Origin of the sequence: Aneurinibacillus terranovensis DSM 18919 (assembly GCF_000430625.1) — a bacterium.
In the GTDB taxonomy this organism is placed as follows: domain Bacteria; phylum Bacillota; class Bacilli; order Aneurinibacillales; family Aneurinibacillaceae; genus Aneurinibacillus_B; species Aneurinibacillus_B terranovensis.
The window spans coordinates 1-15,559 of the sequence record NZ_AUMJ01000027.1; the positions used below are offsets into that span (position 1 = coordinate 1).

Here is a 15,559-nt window from a genome sequence, read left to right on the forward strand (position 1 = left end):
GAGGCCAGATTTTTTTTTTGAGCCAATTGACTTCCAGCGTCAGTTGGCCGACCAGCTTCTCCAATTGTTCCTGCTTCTCCTCATAGCTCCTTTTCATCTTTTCAGCTGCCTTGCTTTCCCGTCCGAACACCATGGAGGCTCGCTCCAAAAATTCTCCTTTCCACCGGCTCAACATCACCGGACTGATTTCATACTTCCCGGCAATTTCATTCACCGTCTGCTCTTCCCTCAGCACTTCCAGTACGACCTTCGTCTTAAATTCTGCCGTATATCGATTTCGTTTCTCCATGTCCTCAGTATAACTTATTTATCGCCTCCTTGTGTCTCACCTTATGGGTTCATTGTAGTGCGCCCATTCCCCGTCATTTGGTTATGGAAGCAAATAAAAGCGGGTTTAAAGTACTTGCTGTATATGGTTCAAGCGAAAGTTCCCCTCATGCAGTTAGTAGATTGGATGATTCAGATGAATTAATTGCCTCGAGTGATGGTAAACCATTGTCAGGTATTGAGGTGAAAGTTGTAGATGAGCAACGCAACCAACTAGCACGGGGTGAAATTGGTGAAGAAGCTTCACGTGGGCCCAATGTTTTCTTAGGGTACTTTAAACAACCTGAATTGACTCAAAGATATCTAGATGAAGATGGCTGGTATTATAGTGGAGATCTTGCAATAGTAAGAAATGATGATTATCTACGTGTTGTAGGCCGAAAAAAGGACATTATTATTCGAGGCGGTCAGAATATAAGTCCAGCTGAGGTTGAGAGTTTGTTATACAAGCACCCGAAGGTTGAGAGGGTTGCTATTATCGGAATTCCGGATGATAGAATGGGAGAAAGAGCTTGTGCTCTTGTAGTTTCCAAGGAAGATCATACGTTTACATTTGAAGAAATGATTAGGTTCTTGTCAGAACAAAAAATTGCTAAGTACAAATATCCGGAAAAATTATACTTAGTGAAAGAATTGCCTGTAACTCCTTCCGGGAAGATTCAAAAGCATAAATTAGTAGAAATGATCAGGGACAGTAACTTTGAAATGAATTGTTGATGAAGTGAACAAAGAAAAAAACACCTGTTTTATATTTGAACAATACCGAAGTAAAAGAACGGAATTTTCTATTCTTTTATATTGGTATTATTTTTGCAATTAATAATAAATAAATGTTGGGAGGATTAAGAGATTAATAATGAAAACCGTTAGAATTGCAGTGTTTGGTTTGAATCATGGATTTAAGTTTGCTAGCGACGCCTTAAAATTGCCAGGGGTTGAGCTTATAGCCGTTGCAGGTGATAACGAATTATCGAAAAAAAGAGCCAAGGAGCTGAACGTACCTTTATACAAAAATTATAAGGATCTTGTCAATGAATGTAGTTTGGATGGTGCGATTATAACCTTACCCAACCGTTTGCATAAAGAGGCAGTCGAGGTATGCGCCAAAAAGGGAGTACATGTTTTAGTAGAAAAGCCTATTGCTTCTACAATTGAAGAAGGAGAGGATATAATCCGGCAGTGTGCTCAAAGCAATGTCAAACTGATGGTAGGGCATCACCGGCGTTTTTCTAGTAAAGTGGCAAAATTGAAAGAGATTATTTCCTCAGGCTTGTTAGGAGAAATTGTAGGCGTAAATATGTTATATGTCCTTGCCAAGGACCGATCTTATTTTGCAGAGAGTTGGAGGCTTGTGCAAGGCGGGGGACCATTGCTCATAAATGGCATACATGATATTGATACCCTGAGATTCGTAACAGGTCTAAATATTGAAAGTGTTTATGCTGCTGCGCGCAACAGTATCCGAAAGAATCAAGTAGAAGATTCTGCTTCGATTCTGCTAGAAACAAGAGGAGGAGCCACAGTCAATTTTTTCATTTCCGATGGAGTCCCTTCGCCATGGTCTTATGATTGTAATCTAAGAGAAAATCCAAAATTCTATCATTATGATGAAAATTGCTTCTATTTCTTTGGCACAAAGGGAAGCTTGTCCTTTCCAAGCTTAAAAATGTATTCCTATGAGGAAGAAAATTATGGGTGGGAACACAAATTAATAGAGGAAAAATTCAGTGTGGAAGATAACGATCCAATGACCGCAGAGTTGGTACATTTTGTCGAAGTATTGAGGGGAGAATCTGAGCCTGTAGTGACTGGTGAGGATGGTCTTGAAACATTAAAAGTAATAAATGCTATCAAGGAATCAGCAGCTAGAGAACAAAAAATTTATTTATATAAATAAGATATTGAGAGGAAGGAACTAAAATGGTAATCGATCAAACAATCGAACAAGAAATGTTGCAAGTGGTGAAAAGAATTACAAAACAACAGATTATGCCAAGGGCTGTTGAAGTAGATCGTACAGATGAGTTTCCGCATGATTTGGTCAAAATTTTAGGGGAGAATGGACTTCTAACGATGTCTTTGCCCGAAAAATATGGTGGGATTGAAGCAAGTGCCTCGTTGCTTGGGATGGTCATCGAAGAATTATGCAAAGGCTTGGCGATGATGGGCACGACGATGTTGTCGACCCATGCCGTGATTCGTATGGTGTCTTTGATGGCACGACCAGACCAATTAGAAAAATTCTATGCGAATCTAAGCAGTGGTCATAAGCTTTGCGCTTTTTGTTTAACGGAACCGCATGCAGGATCCGATGCACGGGCTATAAGTACCTCTGCGAAGAAGGCTCCGCAAGGGGGATACATTTTAAACGGGACGAAGATTTTTGTTACCTTGGCCCACGTTGCAGAATATTACCTCGTGTTTGCGAAAACAAATCCGGATGAAATTTCAGCCTTTTTAATTCATAAGAATAGTCCGGGGCTTCGCTTTGGAAAGCTGGAGGAAAAAATGGGGTTGCACGGAAGTTCCACAGGGGATGTCATCCTGGAAGATTGCTGGGTTGATGATGATGCGTTAATTGGTGAAGAGGGTCAGGGATGGAAAATGCTCTCTGAAATCGGAACGAGCATGCTGCGTTCATGGGGGGCTGCGTGTATGGCGCTTGGCGTAGGGCAAGCGGCTTTGGATTATGCTATCGAATACGCAAAAGAACGTAAGCAGTTTAACAAAAGAATCGGTGATTTTCAGGCCATTCGTTTTATGTTGGCCGATTGTGCTATGCAATTGGAAGCGGCTCGTTGCCTGGTCCGTGAAACGAATCGGCGTGTGGACCTGGAAGCGCCAAACATCTCTAAGGAGACCCTGGCTATGGTTTCCATGTCAAAATGTTTAGCTACGGACGTGGCCATGAAAGTAACAACAGATGCCGTACAAATCTTTGGAGGATACGGCTATATAAAAGAATATCCGGTAGAACGATTAATGAGGGATGCGAAAATATTCCAAATTGTAGATGGCACGAATCAGGTGCAGCGCATGATTATAGGGAGCATTCTGTTGAAGTAATGTCGAGAAGAATGTAATATTTTACCAAATGAATGGCGGAATCCTTGGACAAATCATCCACATCAAGACATTACCTTACATGCCGGTACCTCTCAATATAAAATTAATATAAAGAACATTTTAAAAATTAAAATTTTAATAGTTTGTTAACTAACACAATAAAGGGGGAAATTGAATGTTCATCAATCAATTTGGAAAGTGGTCCAAAAAGGGAAGGACAATAGTTGGTATTCTTTTAAGCACAGTGTTAGCAACATCAATGACAGCTTGTGGAACATCAAGCACAAACACAGCTTCCTCAGGTTCTTCCACAGCGGGGGACGTCATTAAAGTTGGCGAAATCGGACCTTTTAGCGGGACGTTGGCATCGTTGGGTATTTGGGATAATCAAGGAGTGCAAGTAGCCGTGGATGAAGTCAATGCAAAGGGTGGAATTCATGGGAAAAAGATTGAGATTGTGAAAATAGATGATCAAGGTAATCCGACGGTTGCCGTTAACGCTGCCAATAAATTAGTCAACGAAAAAGTGGTAGCTGCCATCGCTACACCAACAAGTACTAGTACCCTGGCAATTCTTAATATTTTCAATCAGGCGGAAATTCCACACTTTACAGCGGGACAGGATCCAAACTTGACCAAGAAGGGAAGTAAATATATCTTCCGCGATACATCAAGCAGTGAAACCTTTAATAAAACATTAGTTGATTACATAGTTAAGAAGAAAGGTTTTACTAAAATAGCAATAATTACAAATACTGGCGCGTATGGAAAAGGGGAACGTGAAACTTTTATTAAATTCTTAAAAGAGCATAATCTCACACCTGTTTCTGATCAAGTTGTAGCTCCAGAAGCAAAAGATTTTAGTGCGCAGCTGACTAGTATTAAAGTGACAAACCCTGAGGCCATCTTTATTGGCACAGAGGAAATTGAGATGGGATTAATTGCAAAGCAAGCAAGGGCATTGGGGATTACCGCCCAACTGGTAGGAGGAAATAGCATGCCTACCCAGCTCTTTATTGATACAGCAGGCAAAGATGTAGCTGAAGGAGCGATTTTCGCCTCGACGTATATATCCAATGAACTCAACGAGGAAACGAAAGCCTTTGCAGCTGCCTATAAGCAAAAATTCGGTGAAGAACCTGATTCCCATGGTGCGAAGGCCTATGACGGAATGAGGATGTTAATTGAAGCCATGAATAAAGCTTATCCAAATATTGATGGGCCACATATTCGTGATGCTCTTCTTCAAATAAATTTCCATGGTCTTACCGGAGACTTCAAGTTTGCTGAAAACGGAGAAGGACTTGATAAAGTACAAGTGGGTATTATTAAAAACGGTAAGGCAGGGCTGTTAGAGTAAATAGAGACGAATAGAATGCGGGAGGAAAAAAGATGGAGAGGCTTGCATCATTCGAACGTTTGTGCTTAAACCAGGCAACGACAAAAAAATGGAGTCTTCAGGAGGCTGTGGAAGGTTGTGCCCGGGCAGAGATTCCTTGGATCGGTTTGTGGCGTGATAAGATTGCTGAAATTGGGCTTAAGGAAAGCCGTCAGTTCATTCGAGATGCGGGATTGCGGGTATCCAGCATTATTAGCGGGGGCTGGTTTTCTGCCAGCTCTGCCGCTGAGCGGCACAAGAGGCTGGATGACAGCCGCCGCGCGATAGAGGAAGTTGCGGAGCTTGGGGCTGGCGTTCTCGTCATTGTTGGTGGTGGAGTACCTGATCGGGATATAGATTCTGCGAGAAAATGGGTAGCGGAAGGGATTGAACAACTTGTTCCCTATGCGCAATCCTATGGGGTAAAGTTAGGGATCGAACCGCTTCATCCTATGTATGCGGCGGAAAGGTCGGTTGTCGTGACGTTGGCTCAAGCCAATGAGTTGGCAAAACGTTACCGGCCGGATGTTGTCGGTGTGATTGTAGATGTATTTCATGTATGGTGGGATCCTGACTTATATAATCAAATTACTTTAGCAGGGGAGCACATTCTAGGTTTTCATGTATCCGATTGGATTGTGCCCACTCCGGATCTTTTGCTGGGGCGGGGAATGATTGGGGACGGAGTGATTGAACTGCGTCGGATTCGAAAAGCATTGGATGCAGTGGGATATCAGGGTCCGATTGAGGTTGAGATCTTTAACCAATCCATATGGGATCAGCCCGGGGATGAAGTGCTTGCAGTCATAATGGAACGCTATCTGGAGCATATCTAGTTCTTACATTTCAATTTAGAGAGGAAGTAGAAACAAGTGTCGGATGTTGAATGTATTGATGGCAGAACGAAATTAATTGGACTGATTGCTACACCAATCGGTCACTCTGTATCACCAGCTATGCATAATATAGCTTTTCGAAAATTGAACCTTAATTATGCTTATATGGCATTTGAAGTTGGTCATGAGCAGCTAGAAGATGTTGTAACTGGCATGCGTGCCCTAAATTTACGCGGTTTTAACGTATCCATGCCTAATAAAACGAAAATTATACCTCTTTTAGATGAATTATCCCCAGTAGCCCAGCTTGTGGGAGCAGTAAACACAGTAGTAAATGAAAACGGTAAATTAATTGGTCATATTACAGACGGTACTGGTTATATGTGTGGACTAATCGAAGCAGGGGTAGATTTTGTTGGCAAGAAAATGACCTTGATGGGTGCTGGTGGAGCGGCGACTGCGATTGCCATTCAAGCAGCAATGGATGGAGTTGCTGAAATATCCATTTTCAATAGTGATGATCAGTTCTTTCCTCAAGCCGTAAAAAATGCCGCGATTATCAACGAACAAATAAAAAATATAAATTGCAAGGCGAACATTTATCGAATGGAAGATTCAGAGAGATTACAAGAAGAAATCGCCAGCAGTGACATCTTAACGAATGGAACCTGTATTGGGATGAAACCATTAGAGAATGAAAGCCTCATACCAGATGCATCTTGGTTACGTCCTGAGTTAATTGTATCGGATCTTATTTACACTCCACGCAAAACGAAATTGTTAGAACAAGCGGAATCTGTTGGCTGTAGGACGGTTAATGGGTTAGGAATGGTGCTTTGGCAAGGGGCTAAAGCATTTGAATTATGGACAGGAAAAGAAATGCCTGTTGAATATATCAAGGAGCAAATATTTTAGCTTATAAACTAGCACACGCACTAGAAGTGGGTGGTGTAGTGATTAATTTGCTGAAATCCAAATTTGGTAACGACAAGCCAAACTTGGATCAGATATAAGTGGATAAGTAATTTTGAATTTTAAAGGAGGGTCAATACTTAAATGAAGGAATTAATCGCTCAACAACTAGTCAAGTACCTTGAAAAACGAGGAGTAGAACACATCTTTGGTCTCTGTGGACATACGAATATTGCTGTACTAGCGGCTTTAGAGAATAGTGCAATCAAATTTATCAATACCCGCCATGAACAAATCGCCGCACATATGGCTGACGGATATGCTAGAGCTAAAAAAGAAACATCCGTCGTCTTGACCCATTTAGGACCTGGCTTATTCAATGCCGCTACTGGGGTGGCAACAGCCGCTCTTGATTCCATTCCAATGGTCGTGATCGCCGGTGATATCCCAAGTCATTTCTATGGAAAACACCCACACCAAGAAATTAACTTACATGCCGATGCATCTCAGTATGAAGCGTACCGCCCTTTTGTCAAGCGAGCTTGGCGTGTAGATCGTCCGGATTTATTCCCTGAAATTATAGGAAAGGCCTTCCAACTGGCCGAAAGCGGAAGACCTGGACCCGTTCTTGTCTCCGTTCCTATGGATATTTTCTCCAAAGAAATAGATGTATCTCTATTCGAAAAGTTGCAATTTCACACGAAGACTCTGCATAAACCATCAATTGACGATGAAACTGCTACAAAGATTATTCAAACACTTGTGAATGCAAAAAACCCCCTCTTCTATGTCGGTGGAGGAATCATGCTAGCTGATGCATCGGAAGAATTAAGAGAATTAGTCGATCACTTAGGTATTCCTGTTGCCTATAGCGCTATGGGAAAGGGTGCTGTATCTGATGATCATCCGTTAACGTTAGGACTGACAGGTTTTTGGGGAAGCAAGTTTACGAATGAAAAGTGTAAACAAGCGGATTATATTTTTGCATTAGGAACCCGTTTTGCAGAAGCGGACTGCAGTTCATGGGAATCGGACTATACCTTTAATTTTCCGCCTACCAAACTCATTCACATTGATATTGATCCAAATGAACTAGGACGAAATTACCCTGTAGAAATTGGAGTGGTGGCTGATTTGAAGCAAGCGTTAAACGTTCTTAATAGCGTGGCTAAGAAGATCCTTCCGGGCGGAAAACAAAGCGAACTCTTACAACATGAAATTGCCGCTTATAAAGAGGAATTTAAAAAGAGCAATCAGGAGCATATCCGGAATCCATCCTATCCTATGAGGCCAGAACGAATTTTAGAAGAAATTCGACAAGAATTACCGAGAGATGCTTATATTACTACAGATGTGGGGTGGAATAAAAATGGAGTGGGACAGCGATTTTCCATTTATGAAGCGGGTACCGTTCTTACACCAGGGGGATTTGCCACCATGGGATTTGGCTCACCAGCAGCCTTGGGGGTAAAAATTGCTCAACCGGATAAAGTGGTCGTTTCCCTTGTTGGTGATGGCGGTTTTGGGCAAAATCCATCTGTTCTTGCAACAGCTGTGGAAGAAAATATAGCCGTGATTTGGATCATTATGAATAATAACGCTTACGGAGTTATTGCAGGCTTAGAAAAAGCCCATTTTGGTACTACGTTTGGAACTGTATTCTTGAAAGACGGTGAATCCTATTCACCAGATTTTGTAACCATAGCGAAGGGTTATGGAGTTGAAGGTGTACAAATTCAATCCGCAGATGAGTTCAGGCCTGCACTCCAAAAAGCCATTGAATCGAATAAACCTTTTGTTATTGATGTCCAAATGCTCAATGTTCCAACTCCTACAACCGGCCATTGGAATATTATGGACATTTATTCTCCGAATGAAAAGAAAACTCATGTGAGTGTATAAGAGGTTTAAATTAGAAATGAGAGGACAAAATCTATGAGCTCATATGTAACCATTCTGATACAAAGTTTGATTGGTGGTCTGGGGATCGGGAGTGTTTATGCGCTAGTGGCATTAGGATATTCTATGGTTTACCGTTCCATGGGCCTCGTGAATTTTGCACATGGAAATGTATTTGCTGTGGGTGCATATATCGGGACAATCTTTTTTGTCTCGATGCACACCAATTTCGTAGTAGCTTTCCTGCTTGCCTTGATCTTAACAGCACTCCTGGGCATGCTGATCGAGAAGATTCTTCGCCCCCTTGGGAAAATGGATTTAACGTATATGATGTTAGGGACTCTAGGGATCGGGATTATTTTGCAAAATCTATCGATTATTATTTGGGGACCAAATGGAATTGCAGTCCCTTATCCTATCATGAATACTCCTTGGGTAGTGAAAGGGATTTCCATTTCCCCTTATACCCTGGTAATTATTGCCGTGGCGGCCTGCATCGTTATCCTATTGGAGTTATTTTTGAATAAAACCAAGATAGGATTAGCTATGCGCGCCTCAGCACAAGAACGAGAAATGTCTCTGGTTCTAGGAATGAATGTGAATTTAATGAATGCGCTAACATTAGCTATTGGTTCAGCCCTTGCTGCCTGTGCGGGAGTTTTAGTTGGCCCGATCTTCTATGTCAGTCCGGATATGAGCGCTTCCGTCGGGATCAAAGGATTTGCAGCCGCTATTCTAGGCGGATTTGGAAGTATCCCTGGTGCGATTGTAGGCGGGCTCGTATTTGGTATATTAGAATCCTTGGTGGCCACCCAAGTATCGGCTTGGAGTCAAGTGATTGCCTTCTTGGTCTTCGTCGTCGTTCTGATTGCCAGGCCTTCTGGGATTGTAGGAGAAAGAGTGGTAGATAAATTATGAGCATGCATAAAACAAAGATGGAAAATTTGGCTCCCCAGACATTGGCTGAGAGGGACCCCTGCTTCGAGAAAAAAACGGAGACTACTAGACGTAACAAGAGTAGTTATTGGATTAGTCTAGCTATACTCGTTGCCGCTATATTACCTCTCGCGCTCAATAATTATCAAATTCATATTTTGAATTTGGTCGTCCTCTACATGATTCTTGCGATTGGATTAGATTTAACTATGGGATATTGCGGGCAGTTGAATTTGGCTCATGCTGCATTTTATGGAATCGGGGCCTTCACCTCTGCTATATTAACGACGACCTACCACGTTAGTTTTTGGTTGGCACTGCCTGCTTCGATGCTCCTCAGTGTATTATGCGGCATCTTAATCGGCCTGCCTTCTTTGAAGGTGCGCTCCCATTATCTAGCGATTGCCACCTTAGGCTTATCGATCGCCATTAATGATGTTATTAATAACCTGAGTAATCTCACGGGTGGGCCGACAGGAATTAGTGGCATTCCGAAACCCGAATTTTTCGGACTCTCGCTGGATACAGAGTTCCGTTATTACTATTTAGTCTTGGTGATGAGTACTCTTCTGTTTTTACTGGCAAAATTAATCACCAGTCATAGCATTGGGCGGAGCTTTCGGGCGGTGCGGGATGACCATATTGCCTCGCAGGCGCTAGGCATCAATATTGCCAAGCAACAAATTTTGGCTTTTGCCCTCTCGGGTTTATACGCAGGAATAGCTGGAGCGCTTTATGCACATATGCTTTCCTATGTAAGTCCAGATACGTTTCAGATGAATGAAATGTTCTTTATCCTCACCATTGTAGTTATCGGAGGGATGGGGAATATATATGGTTCCATTGCCGGGGTGGTCATTCTCATTGTCGCTCGCGAATGGTTAAATCAGTTTCAAAATTGGCAGCAGGTTATCTACGGCGCTCTCATCGTGGTGTTGGTGGTTTTCTTGCCCGGTGGATTGGTGAGTATTAAGACACTTTTTCAACGACGTAAAAAAACAAAATTGCATACGGTGAAATAATCATTTTACTTTTGAAAGGCGCTGGATTAAAATGGAAATTCTTAAAGTTGTCAATCTGTCCCGAGAGTTCGGCGGTCTAAAAGCCATCGATAATATCTCGTTTTCCGTTAAAAAAGGGTCGATCCATGGGGTAATTGGCCCGAATGGTTCCGGAAAGACCACGCTGTTTAATGTCGTAAGCGGTTATTATAAACCAACGAAAGGAGAGGTATGGTTTCAGGATGAAGCCATCCATCCGTTATCCCCTTATCAGGTATGTCGTTCGGGAATGGCACGAACGTTTCAAAACTTACGTTTGTTTAAGAAAATGACGGTTTTGGAGAATGTATGTGCCGTTTTGGATCGTGAATCGGGTATTCGCATTGTTGATTATATCCTTTTCCCGAAGCGAGTGTTGCGCATCGAAAAAGAAACGATTGCCAAGGCAGAAGCGTTACTCGACAGCTTTGGCTTGATGGAGTGGCGCGATATTCAAGCGGATAGTCTGCCGTATGGAGTCCAAAAAAGATTGGAAATTGCGCGGTCAATGGCCACCAATCCTACCTTGCTTCTACTCGATGAACCGGCTGCCGGATTGAACCATACGGAAACCGATGAGTTATCCCGGATTATTAAGTATATCCGGGATGAAATGGGGGTCACGGTCATCTTGATTGAACATGATATGAAACTCGTCATGTCAATTTGTCAAACGATCACCGTGTTAAATGAAGGACATCTCTTGATTGAGGGTACGCCTGAAGCGGTTTCGAAGGATAAGCAGGTCATTACGGCCTACCTTGGGGGGGAATGGTAATGCTCGAAATCAAAGATTTGAATGTTCATTATGGAAAAGTACATGCCGTGAAAGGCGTTAGTTTAACGGTGAACAAAGGGGAAGTCGTTTCCCTATTAGGTGCGAATGGTGCGGGAAAAAGTACGATTCTGAAAACGATTTGTGGGTTGAAAAACGCTTCGAGTGGCACAATTGCTCTAAATGAAAAGAATATTTTGCATGTGAAGCCGTATAAACTCGTAAAGGAAGGGCTTGGGTATGTGCCGGAAGGCCGAAAGATTTACCCGCTGTTAACGGTGAAAGAGAATCTCTTGTCAGGGGCTTACCACCGCCATGACCGCTCTGAAATTGCATCGGATCTTGAACGGATCTATGAGCTTTTCCCGATTTTAAAAACGAAAGAATCGGTGCTTGCCGGGAACTTGAGTGGTGGCCAGCAACAGATGGTTGCAATGGGGCGAGCGATTATGACCAGACCCCAATTTCTAATTTTGGATGAGCCTTCGATGGGTCTTGCCCCAAGTGTTGTCGCGCAAATTTTTGACATTATTAAAACTTTGCAAAACCTGGGGTTGACTATGCTACTTGTGGAACAAAATGCATTTACTGCTCTGACAATTGCCAATCGGGCGTACGTGTTAGAAACAGGTCAGATGGCTCTTGAAGGAACGGCTGAAGAGTTGCGAAACAATAGCCAAGTAAGGGAAATTTACTTGGGTATGTAATCTAGTAGATTGGGTTATATATGTACACCTTTGAGTATGAGACTTCATTGTATTCACTTTGATTAAATATGTTCATTTTTTCTAAAAAACTTAGAAAAAGTGAGTGTTTTTTCATAATAATTTGAATTATAGTTTATGTTTTAAAAATGAACATCTGCGAGTTGTTTGTTTTAGATTTGAACGTAAAGCTGTATGAAAACTAGCAGTTTATAGTGAATTTATTGGCAACATTCTTGCGTGTAGTATAAGCGAGATATAGGGGAGGTGAACGGTTAAATCGTGAGGTGATGCAGTTAAATATAGGGAGTGGTTATGGCGAAGCAATCGAGACAAGTAGCCGTTATTAAGAGGGCTGCCAGAGAGATTGCAGCAGCTATTGCAAACGCTGGGTTTCAAGCCTTGACTCAGCGGATCGATTAATTAGCCGGGTAAAGGGAGAAAATGAATGCCGATTGGAATTATAGTTAATGCTTTAGTGATACTTTTGGGAGGCTTCATTGGCGCATTTTTAGGGAGTAAAGTCCCGGAGCGACTACAGGCCGCCTTGCCTCTAACCTTTGGGATCGCATCTCTATGTATGGGTGTTACTTATATAATAGCCATGCACACGCTACCTGCAGTTATCTTGTCTTTAGTCCTTGGCAGTGCGATTGGAGAGTTAATTAAGCTGGAAAAGGGCATTGAGTGGTGTGCAGTTTGTGCACGTGGACCCATTGATCGGTTGTTTTCCAATAAGGGAAAGAGGGATGATCAGAAAGAATTTATGGAAAAATTTATTGCTATATTGGTTTTATTCTCTGCAAGCGGTACAGGGGTATTCGGTGCATTAAAAGAAGGAATGACCGGTGATCATTCCGTACTGCTAGCAAAAGCAATTCTTGACTTTTTCACTGCAGGAATTTTTGCAACGACTCTTGGCTATATCGTAATGACCATTGCCATTCCGCAATTTATTATATTAATCAGTTTATTTTTAACAGCCTCGTTTTTACTTCCGATGATCACGCCTTCAATGGTTGCTGACTTTACTGCTGCCGGCGGTATGATTATGTTGGCAACAGGTCTTCGCATAAGTGGCATCAAAGCATTTCCTATTGCTAATATGTTGCCGGCGTTGTTTCTTTTCATGCCGATATCGCATCTTTGGACAACATTTATACATTAGTAGGGATTTTATGATAGAAAATGAAAGAGATTGAGGTGTATTTAAGATGGAGAAAATGAAAGTAGTTTCGTTTATCAATGGTCAATGGGTCATTCCATCCCATGAATCTGAGCCCGTGTATAACCCTTACACCAATGAAGTGATCGCTGAAAAATGGACAGCAACGAAGACAGAAGTTGAGACTGCCTTGGCTTCTGCTTTTTCAGCAAAAAAGGAGATCGCTAAAATACCTTCTTATGAAAGAGCAAGGATTTTAAAAAGAGCGGCTGCGTTAATGGAAGAAGAGAAAGAAAGATTAGCAGTACTGATTTCTCTGGAATTAGGAAAGCCGCTGAAAAATACGCGTGATGAAGTGACCCGCTCGATCGAAACATTAGCATTATCAGGCGAGGAAGCAAAGAGATTAATCGGAGAGACTTTGCCAGGTGATTCCGCAGAAAGAGGAACGAAAGCAATTGCGGCAACGTTTCGCGTTCCGGTTGGTGTTGTAGCTGCCATTACACCGTTTAATGCTCCGCTAAATCTAGTTTGTCATAAAGTGGGCCCAGCATTTGCCGCAGGTAATAGTATCATTTTGAAGCCCGCTTCACAAACTCCGTTGATTGCAAACGAATTCGTAAAATTATTATTGGAAGCTGGATTTCCTTCCAATGGGATAAACCTGGTTTATGGCGGAAGAGAAATTGTGCAGCAAATTGTAAAAGATGATCGTGTCAATGTTATTTCATTTACTGGCGGAGTTGAGGCCAGCAGAAATATCTGCTCCTTAGCGGGGATGAAAAAAGTGACGCTGGAACTCGGCGGGAATGCCTCGACGATTGTTCATGAAGATGCTGATTTAGCGCGTGCCGCTATGATGTGTGCGAGAACCGGATATAGTAATTCCGGACAGACATGTATTTCTGTACAGCGGATTTATGTTCATCGATCGATTGTCGAACCGTTCACTCAACAGTTAAAGCAAGAAGTATCCCAATTAAAAATCGGGGATCCGTTATTGCCGGATACTGACATCGGTTGTTTGGTGGACGAAGTGAATGCGCAGCGTATCATGGATTGGATCGATGAAGCCAAACAATCTGGTGCTGAACTCGTATGGGGTGGAAAAAGAAACGGTGCGATGGTAGAACCGACGATTTTGCTGAACCCGAAAAAACACAATAAAGTCGTATGTGATGAGGTTTTTGGGCCGATCGTCAGCATTATCCCCTATGAGACGATTGAGGAAGCCATCGAGGAGACCAATGATTCATCCTTTGGACTACAGGCAGGGCTGTTTACCAACCGTATGGATTTGGCTTATAAAGTCGCCCATGAGCTGGAAGTGGGAGGAGTAGTGATCAATGGAACATCGAATTTCCGTCTTGATCATTGGCCATATGGTGGAGTGAAGAACAGTGGAATAGGGCGTGAAGGCCCTCGTTTTGCAATCGAAGATTTTACAGAAACCAAAATGATCGTATTCCAAATCCCCAATTAAACATAAAGAACGAAAGAGATGAGGGAATACCCTCGTCTCTTTTAAGTTGGCCCAATAATTGCTTTTAACATTAGTAGATTTTGATACAGGGGAGGAAATAGAAATGAATTTTGAAAACATTTTAGTTTATAAAGATGGTGCGATCGGGGTGATCAAAATCAATCGGCCCGAGGTAAGAAATGCGCTCGATGCCAGGACACTGCTTGAGATTGAACAGGCGCTCGATCAGTGGGAGCGCCATGAAGAAGTCAAGGTGATTGTATTGACGGGCGAGGGAGATAAGTCTTTTGCCGCAGGTGCGGATATTAAACAGCTTCGGGAAAAAACAGCGGTCGACGCGTTGTTTCCAGGTTTATCAGGCCTCTGCCGAAAAATTGAAAACGCCAGCAAAGTGACCGTTGCTGCTATTAATGGATACGCCCTGGGTGGAGGTTGCGAGGTAGCCCTCGCATGTGATATTCGAGTAGCCACCGAGGAGGCAAAGTTTGGTTTACCGGAATTGAATTTATCGATTATTCCAGGAGCAGGAGGGACACAGCGTTTAGCCAGGATAATCGGCAAAGGGCGGGCCATGGATATGATTTTGACAGGGGAAATCATTTCTGCAAAAAAAGCAGAGGAATTTGGACTCGTTTCAAAAGTGGTGTCAAGAGAAGAACTTTGGGAAACGGTGCTGGAGAAAACGTCAAAAATTTTGGCAAAAGGGCCGCTTGCCATTCGACTGGCTAAACAGGTGGTCCATCGGGGATTTGACGCAGATATGGATACAGCCTTAATACTGGAAAAGCTGGCGCAATCAATTCTGTTTAGTTCAGAGGATAAACAGGAAGGGATAACCGCCTTTTTGGAAAAGAGATCGCCTCGTTATCAGGGGAGATAGTAGAGATTGCACGTTTGAAAATAGAACATAAGTGTTTTAAAACCAAACAATCAATGTGTTTAGAAAATGAACGATCGCGTTCCAAACAAAAAACAACAAAGATCAAAACAATAGTAAGTGTGAAAGGGAAATGCAGTAAACGATGACCGGAAATACTG

15 protein-coding genes are annotated in these 15,559 nt (G+C 42.4%); 14 read left to right on the forward strand and 1 reads right to left on the reverse strand.

The window, feature by feature from the left end; translation table 11 throughout:
* Positions 1–289 (reverse strand): transposase (locus tag H525_RS0105715; RefSeq protein WP_027415422.1); only part of this gene is annotated, 289 nt, incomplete at its 3' end.
* 29 nt (positions 290–318) lie between these two features.
* On the opposite strand from H525_RS0105715, the gene H525_RS0105720 reads away from it, so the two are divergent.
* The 14 genes from H525_RS0105720 (at position 319) to H525_RS0105790 (ending at position 15,401) form a co-directional block, all read left to right on the forward strand.
* Positions 319–1,044: an AMP-binding enzyme gene (locus H525_RS0105720; protein WP_281172579.1), complete on the forward strand. Its 726-nt coding sequence runs from the start codon at positions 319–321 to the stop codon at positions 1,042–1,044.
* A 139-nt stretch (positions 1,045–1,183) separates the two neighbouring features.
* Complete coding sequence (locus H525_RS0105725; protein ID WP_027415424.1) at positions 1,184–2,224, forward strand: Gfo/Idh/MocA family protein; 1,041 nt, start codon at positions 1,184–1,186, stop codon at positions 2,222–2,224.
* 23 nt (positions 2,225–2,247) lie between these two features.
* Positions 2,248–3,393 carry an acyl-CoA dehydrogenase family protein gene (locus tag H525_RS0105730; RefSeq protein WP_027415425.1) on the forward strand — a complete coding sequence of 382 codons (1,146 nt, stop codon included), beginning with the start codon at positions 2,248–2,250 and terminating at the stop codon, positions 3,391–3,393.
* Between the two features lie 175 nt (positions 3,394–3,568).
* Positions 3,569–4,753 (forward strand): ABC transporter substrate-binding protein, encoded by a 1,185-nt coding sequence (locus tag H525_RS0105735; protein WP_027415426.1) that lies wholly within the window; start codon positions 3,569–3,571, stop codon positions 4,751–4,753.
* A 32-nt stretch (positions 4,754–4,785) separates the two neighbouring features.
* The gene (locus tag H525_RS0105740; protein WP_027415427.1) at positions 4,786–5,607 is read left to right on the forward strand and encodes a sugar phosphate isomerase/epimerase family protein; all 822 of its coding nucleotides are present in this window, start codon (positions 4,786–4,788) and stop codon (positions 5,605–5,607) included.
* Positions 5,608–5,643: 36 nt separating this feature from the next.
* Positions 5,644–6,522 carry a shikimate dehydrogenase gene (locus H525_RS0105745; RefSeq protein WP_027415428.1) on the forward strand — a complete coding sequence of 293 codons (879 nt, stop codon included), beginning with the start codon at positions 5,644–5,646 and terminating at the stop codon, positions 6,520–6,522.
* Between the two features lie 141 nt (positions 6,523–6,663).
* Complete coding sequence (locus H525_RS0105750; RefSeq protein ID WP_027415429.1) at positions 6,664–8,421, forward strand: thiamine pyrophosphate-binding protein; 1,758 nt, start codon at positions 6,664–6,666, stop codon at positions 8,419–8,421.
* Positions 8,422–8,454: 33 nt separating this feature from the next.
* Positions 8,455–9,336, forward strand: coding sequence for a branched-chain amino acid ABC transporter permease (locus tag H525_RS0105755; protein WP_051330820.1), 882 nt, complete (start codon positions 8,455–8,457; stop codon positions 9,334–9,336).
* Positions 9,333–10,376 carry a branched-chain amino acid ABC transporter permease gene (locus tag H525_RS22925; RefSeq protein ID WP_081413249.1) on the forward strand — a complete coding sequence of 348 codons (1,044 nt, stop codon included), beginning with the start codon at positions 9,333–9,335 and terminating at the stop codon, positions 10,374–10,376. The genes H525_RS0105755 and H525_RS22925 overlap by 4 nt, the downstream gene beginning before the upstream one ends.
* 31 nt (positions 10,377–10,407) lie before the next feature.
* Positions 10,408–11,172: an ABC transporter ATP-binding protein gene (locus H525_RS0105765; RefSeq protein ID WP_027415431.1), complete on the forward strand. Its 765-nt coding sequence runs from the start codon at positions 10,408–10,410 to the stop codon at positions 11,170–11,172.
* Positions 11,172–11,876, forward strand: a complete 705-nt coding sequence (locus tag H525_RS0105770) for an ABC transporter ATP-binding protein (RefSeq protein WP_027415432.1) — start codon at positions 11,172–11,174, stop codon at positions 11,874–11,876. Before H525_RS0105765 ends, H525_RS0105770 begins: the two co-directional genes overlap by 1 nt.
* Before the next feature lie 445 nt (positions 11,877–12,321).
* Positions 12,322–13,041 carry a DUF554 domain-containing protein gene (locus tag H525_RS0105780; RefSeq protein ID WP_027415433.1) on the forward strand — a complete coding sequence of 240 codons (720 nt, stop codon included), beginning with the start codon at positions 12,322–12,324 and terminating at the stop codon, positions 13,039–13,041.
* A gap of 46 nt (positions 13,042–13,087) precedes the next feature.
* The gene (locus H525_RS0105785; protein WP_027415434.1) at positions 13,088–14,521 is read left to right on the forward strand and encodes an aldehyde dehydrogenase family protein; all 1,434 of its coding nucleotides are present in this window, start codon (positions 13,088–13,090) and stop codon (positions 14,519–14,521) included.
* 103 nt (positions 14,522–14,624) lie between these two features.
* Positions 14,625–15,401, forward strand: coding sequence for an enoyl-CoA hydratase/isomerase family protein (locus H525_RS0105790; protein ID WP_027415435.1), 777 nt, complete (start codon positions 14,625–14,627; stop codon positions 15,399–15,401).
* Positions 15,402–15,559 lie beyond the last annotated feature (158 nt).

Excerpts from the sequence above, each read along its gene's own strand:
- H525_RS0105725 (WP_027415424.1), top strand. The coding sequence starts at position 1,184 with ATGAAAACCGTTAGAATTGCAGTGTTTGGTTTGAATCATGGATTTAAG.
- H525_RS0105730 (WP_027415425.1), top strand. The coding sequence starts at position 2,248 with ATGGTAATCGATCAAACAATCGAACAAGAAATGTTGCAAGTGGTGAAA.
- H525_RS0105735 (WP_027415426.1), top strand. The coding sequence starts at position 3,569 with ATGTTCATCAATCAATTTGGAAAGTGGTCCAAAAAGGGAAGGACAATA.
- H525_RS0105740 (WP_027415427.1), top strand. The coding sequence starts at position 4,786 with ATGGAGAGGCTTGCATCATTCGAACGTTTGTGCTTAAACCAGGCAACG.
- H525_RS0105750 (WP_027415429.1), top strand. The coding sequence starts at position 6,664 with ATGAAGGAATTAATCGCTCAACAACTAGTCAAGTACCTTGAAAAACGA.
- H525_RS0105755 (WP_051330820.1), top strand. The coding sequence starts at position 8,455 with ATGAGCTCATATGTAACCATTCTGATACAAAGTTTGATTGGTGGTCTG.
- H525_RS22925 (WP_081413249.1), top strand. The coding sequence starts at position 9,333 with ATGAGCATGCATAAAACAAAGATGGAAAATTTGGCTCCCCAGACATTG.
- H525_RS0105765 (WP_027415431.1), top strand. The coding sequence starts at position 10,408 with ATGGAAATTCTTAAAGTTGTCAATCTGTCCCGAGAGTTCGGCGGTCTA.
- H525_RS0105770 (WP_027415432.1), top strand. The coding sequence starts at position 11,172 with ATGCTCGAAATCAAAGATTTGAATGTTCATTATGGAAAAGTACATGCC.
- H525_RS0105780 (WP_027415433.1), top strand. The coding sequence starts at position 12,322 with ATGCCGATTGGAATTATAGTTAATGCTTTAGTGATACTTTTGGGAGGC.
- H525_RS0105785 (WP_027415434.1), top strand. The coding sequence starts at position 13,088 with ATGGAGAAAATGAAAGTAGTTTCGTTTATCAATGGTCAATGGGTCATT.
- H525_RS0105790 (WP_027415435.1), top strand. The coding sequence starts at position 14,625 with ATGAATTTTGAAAACATTTTAGTTTATAAAGATGGTGCGATCGGGGTG.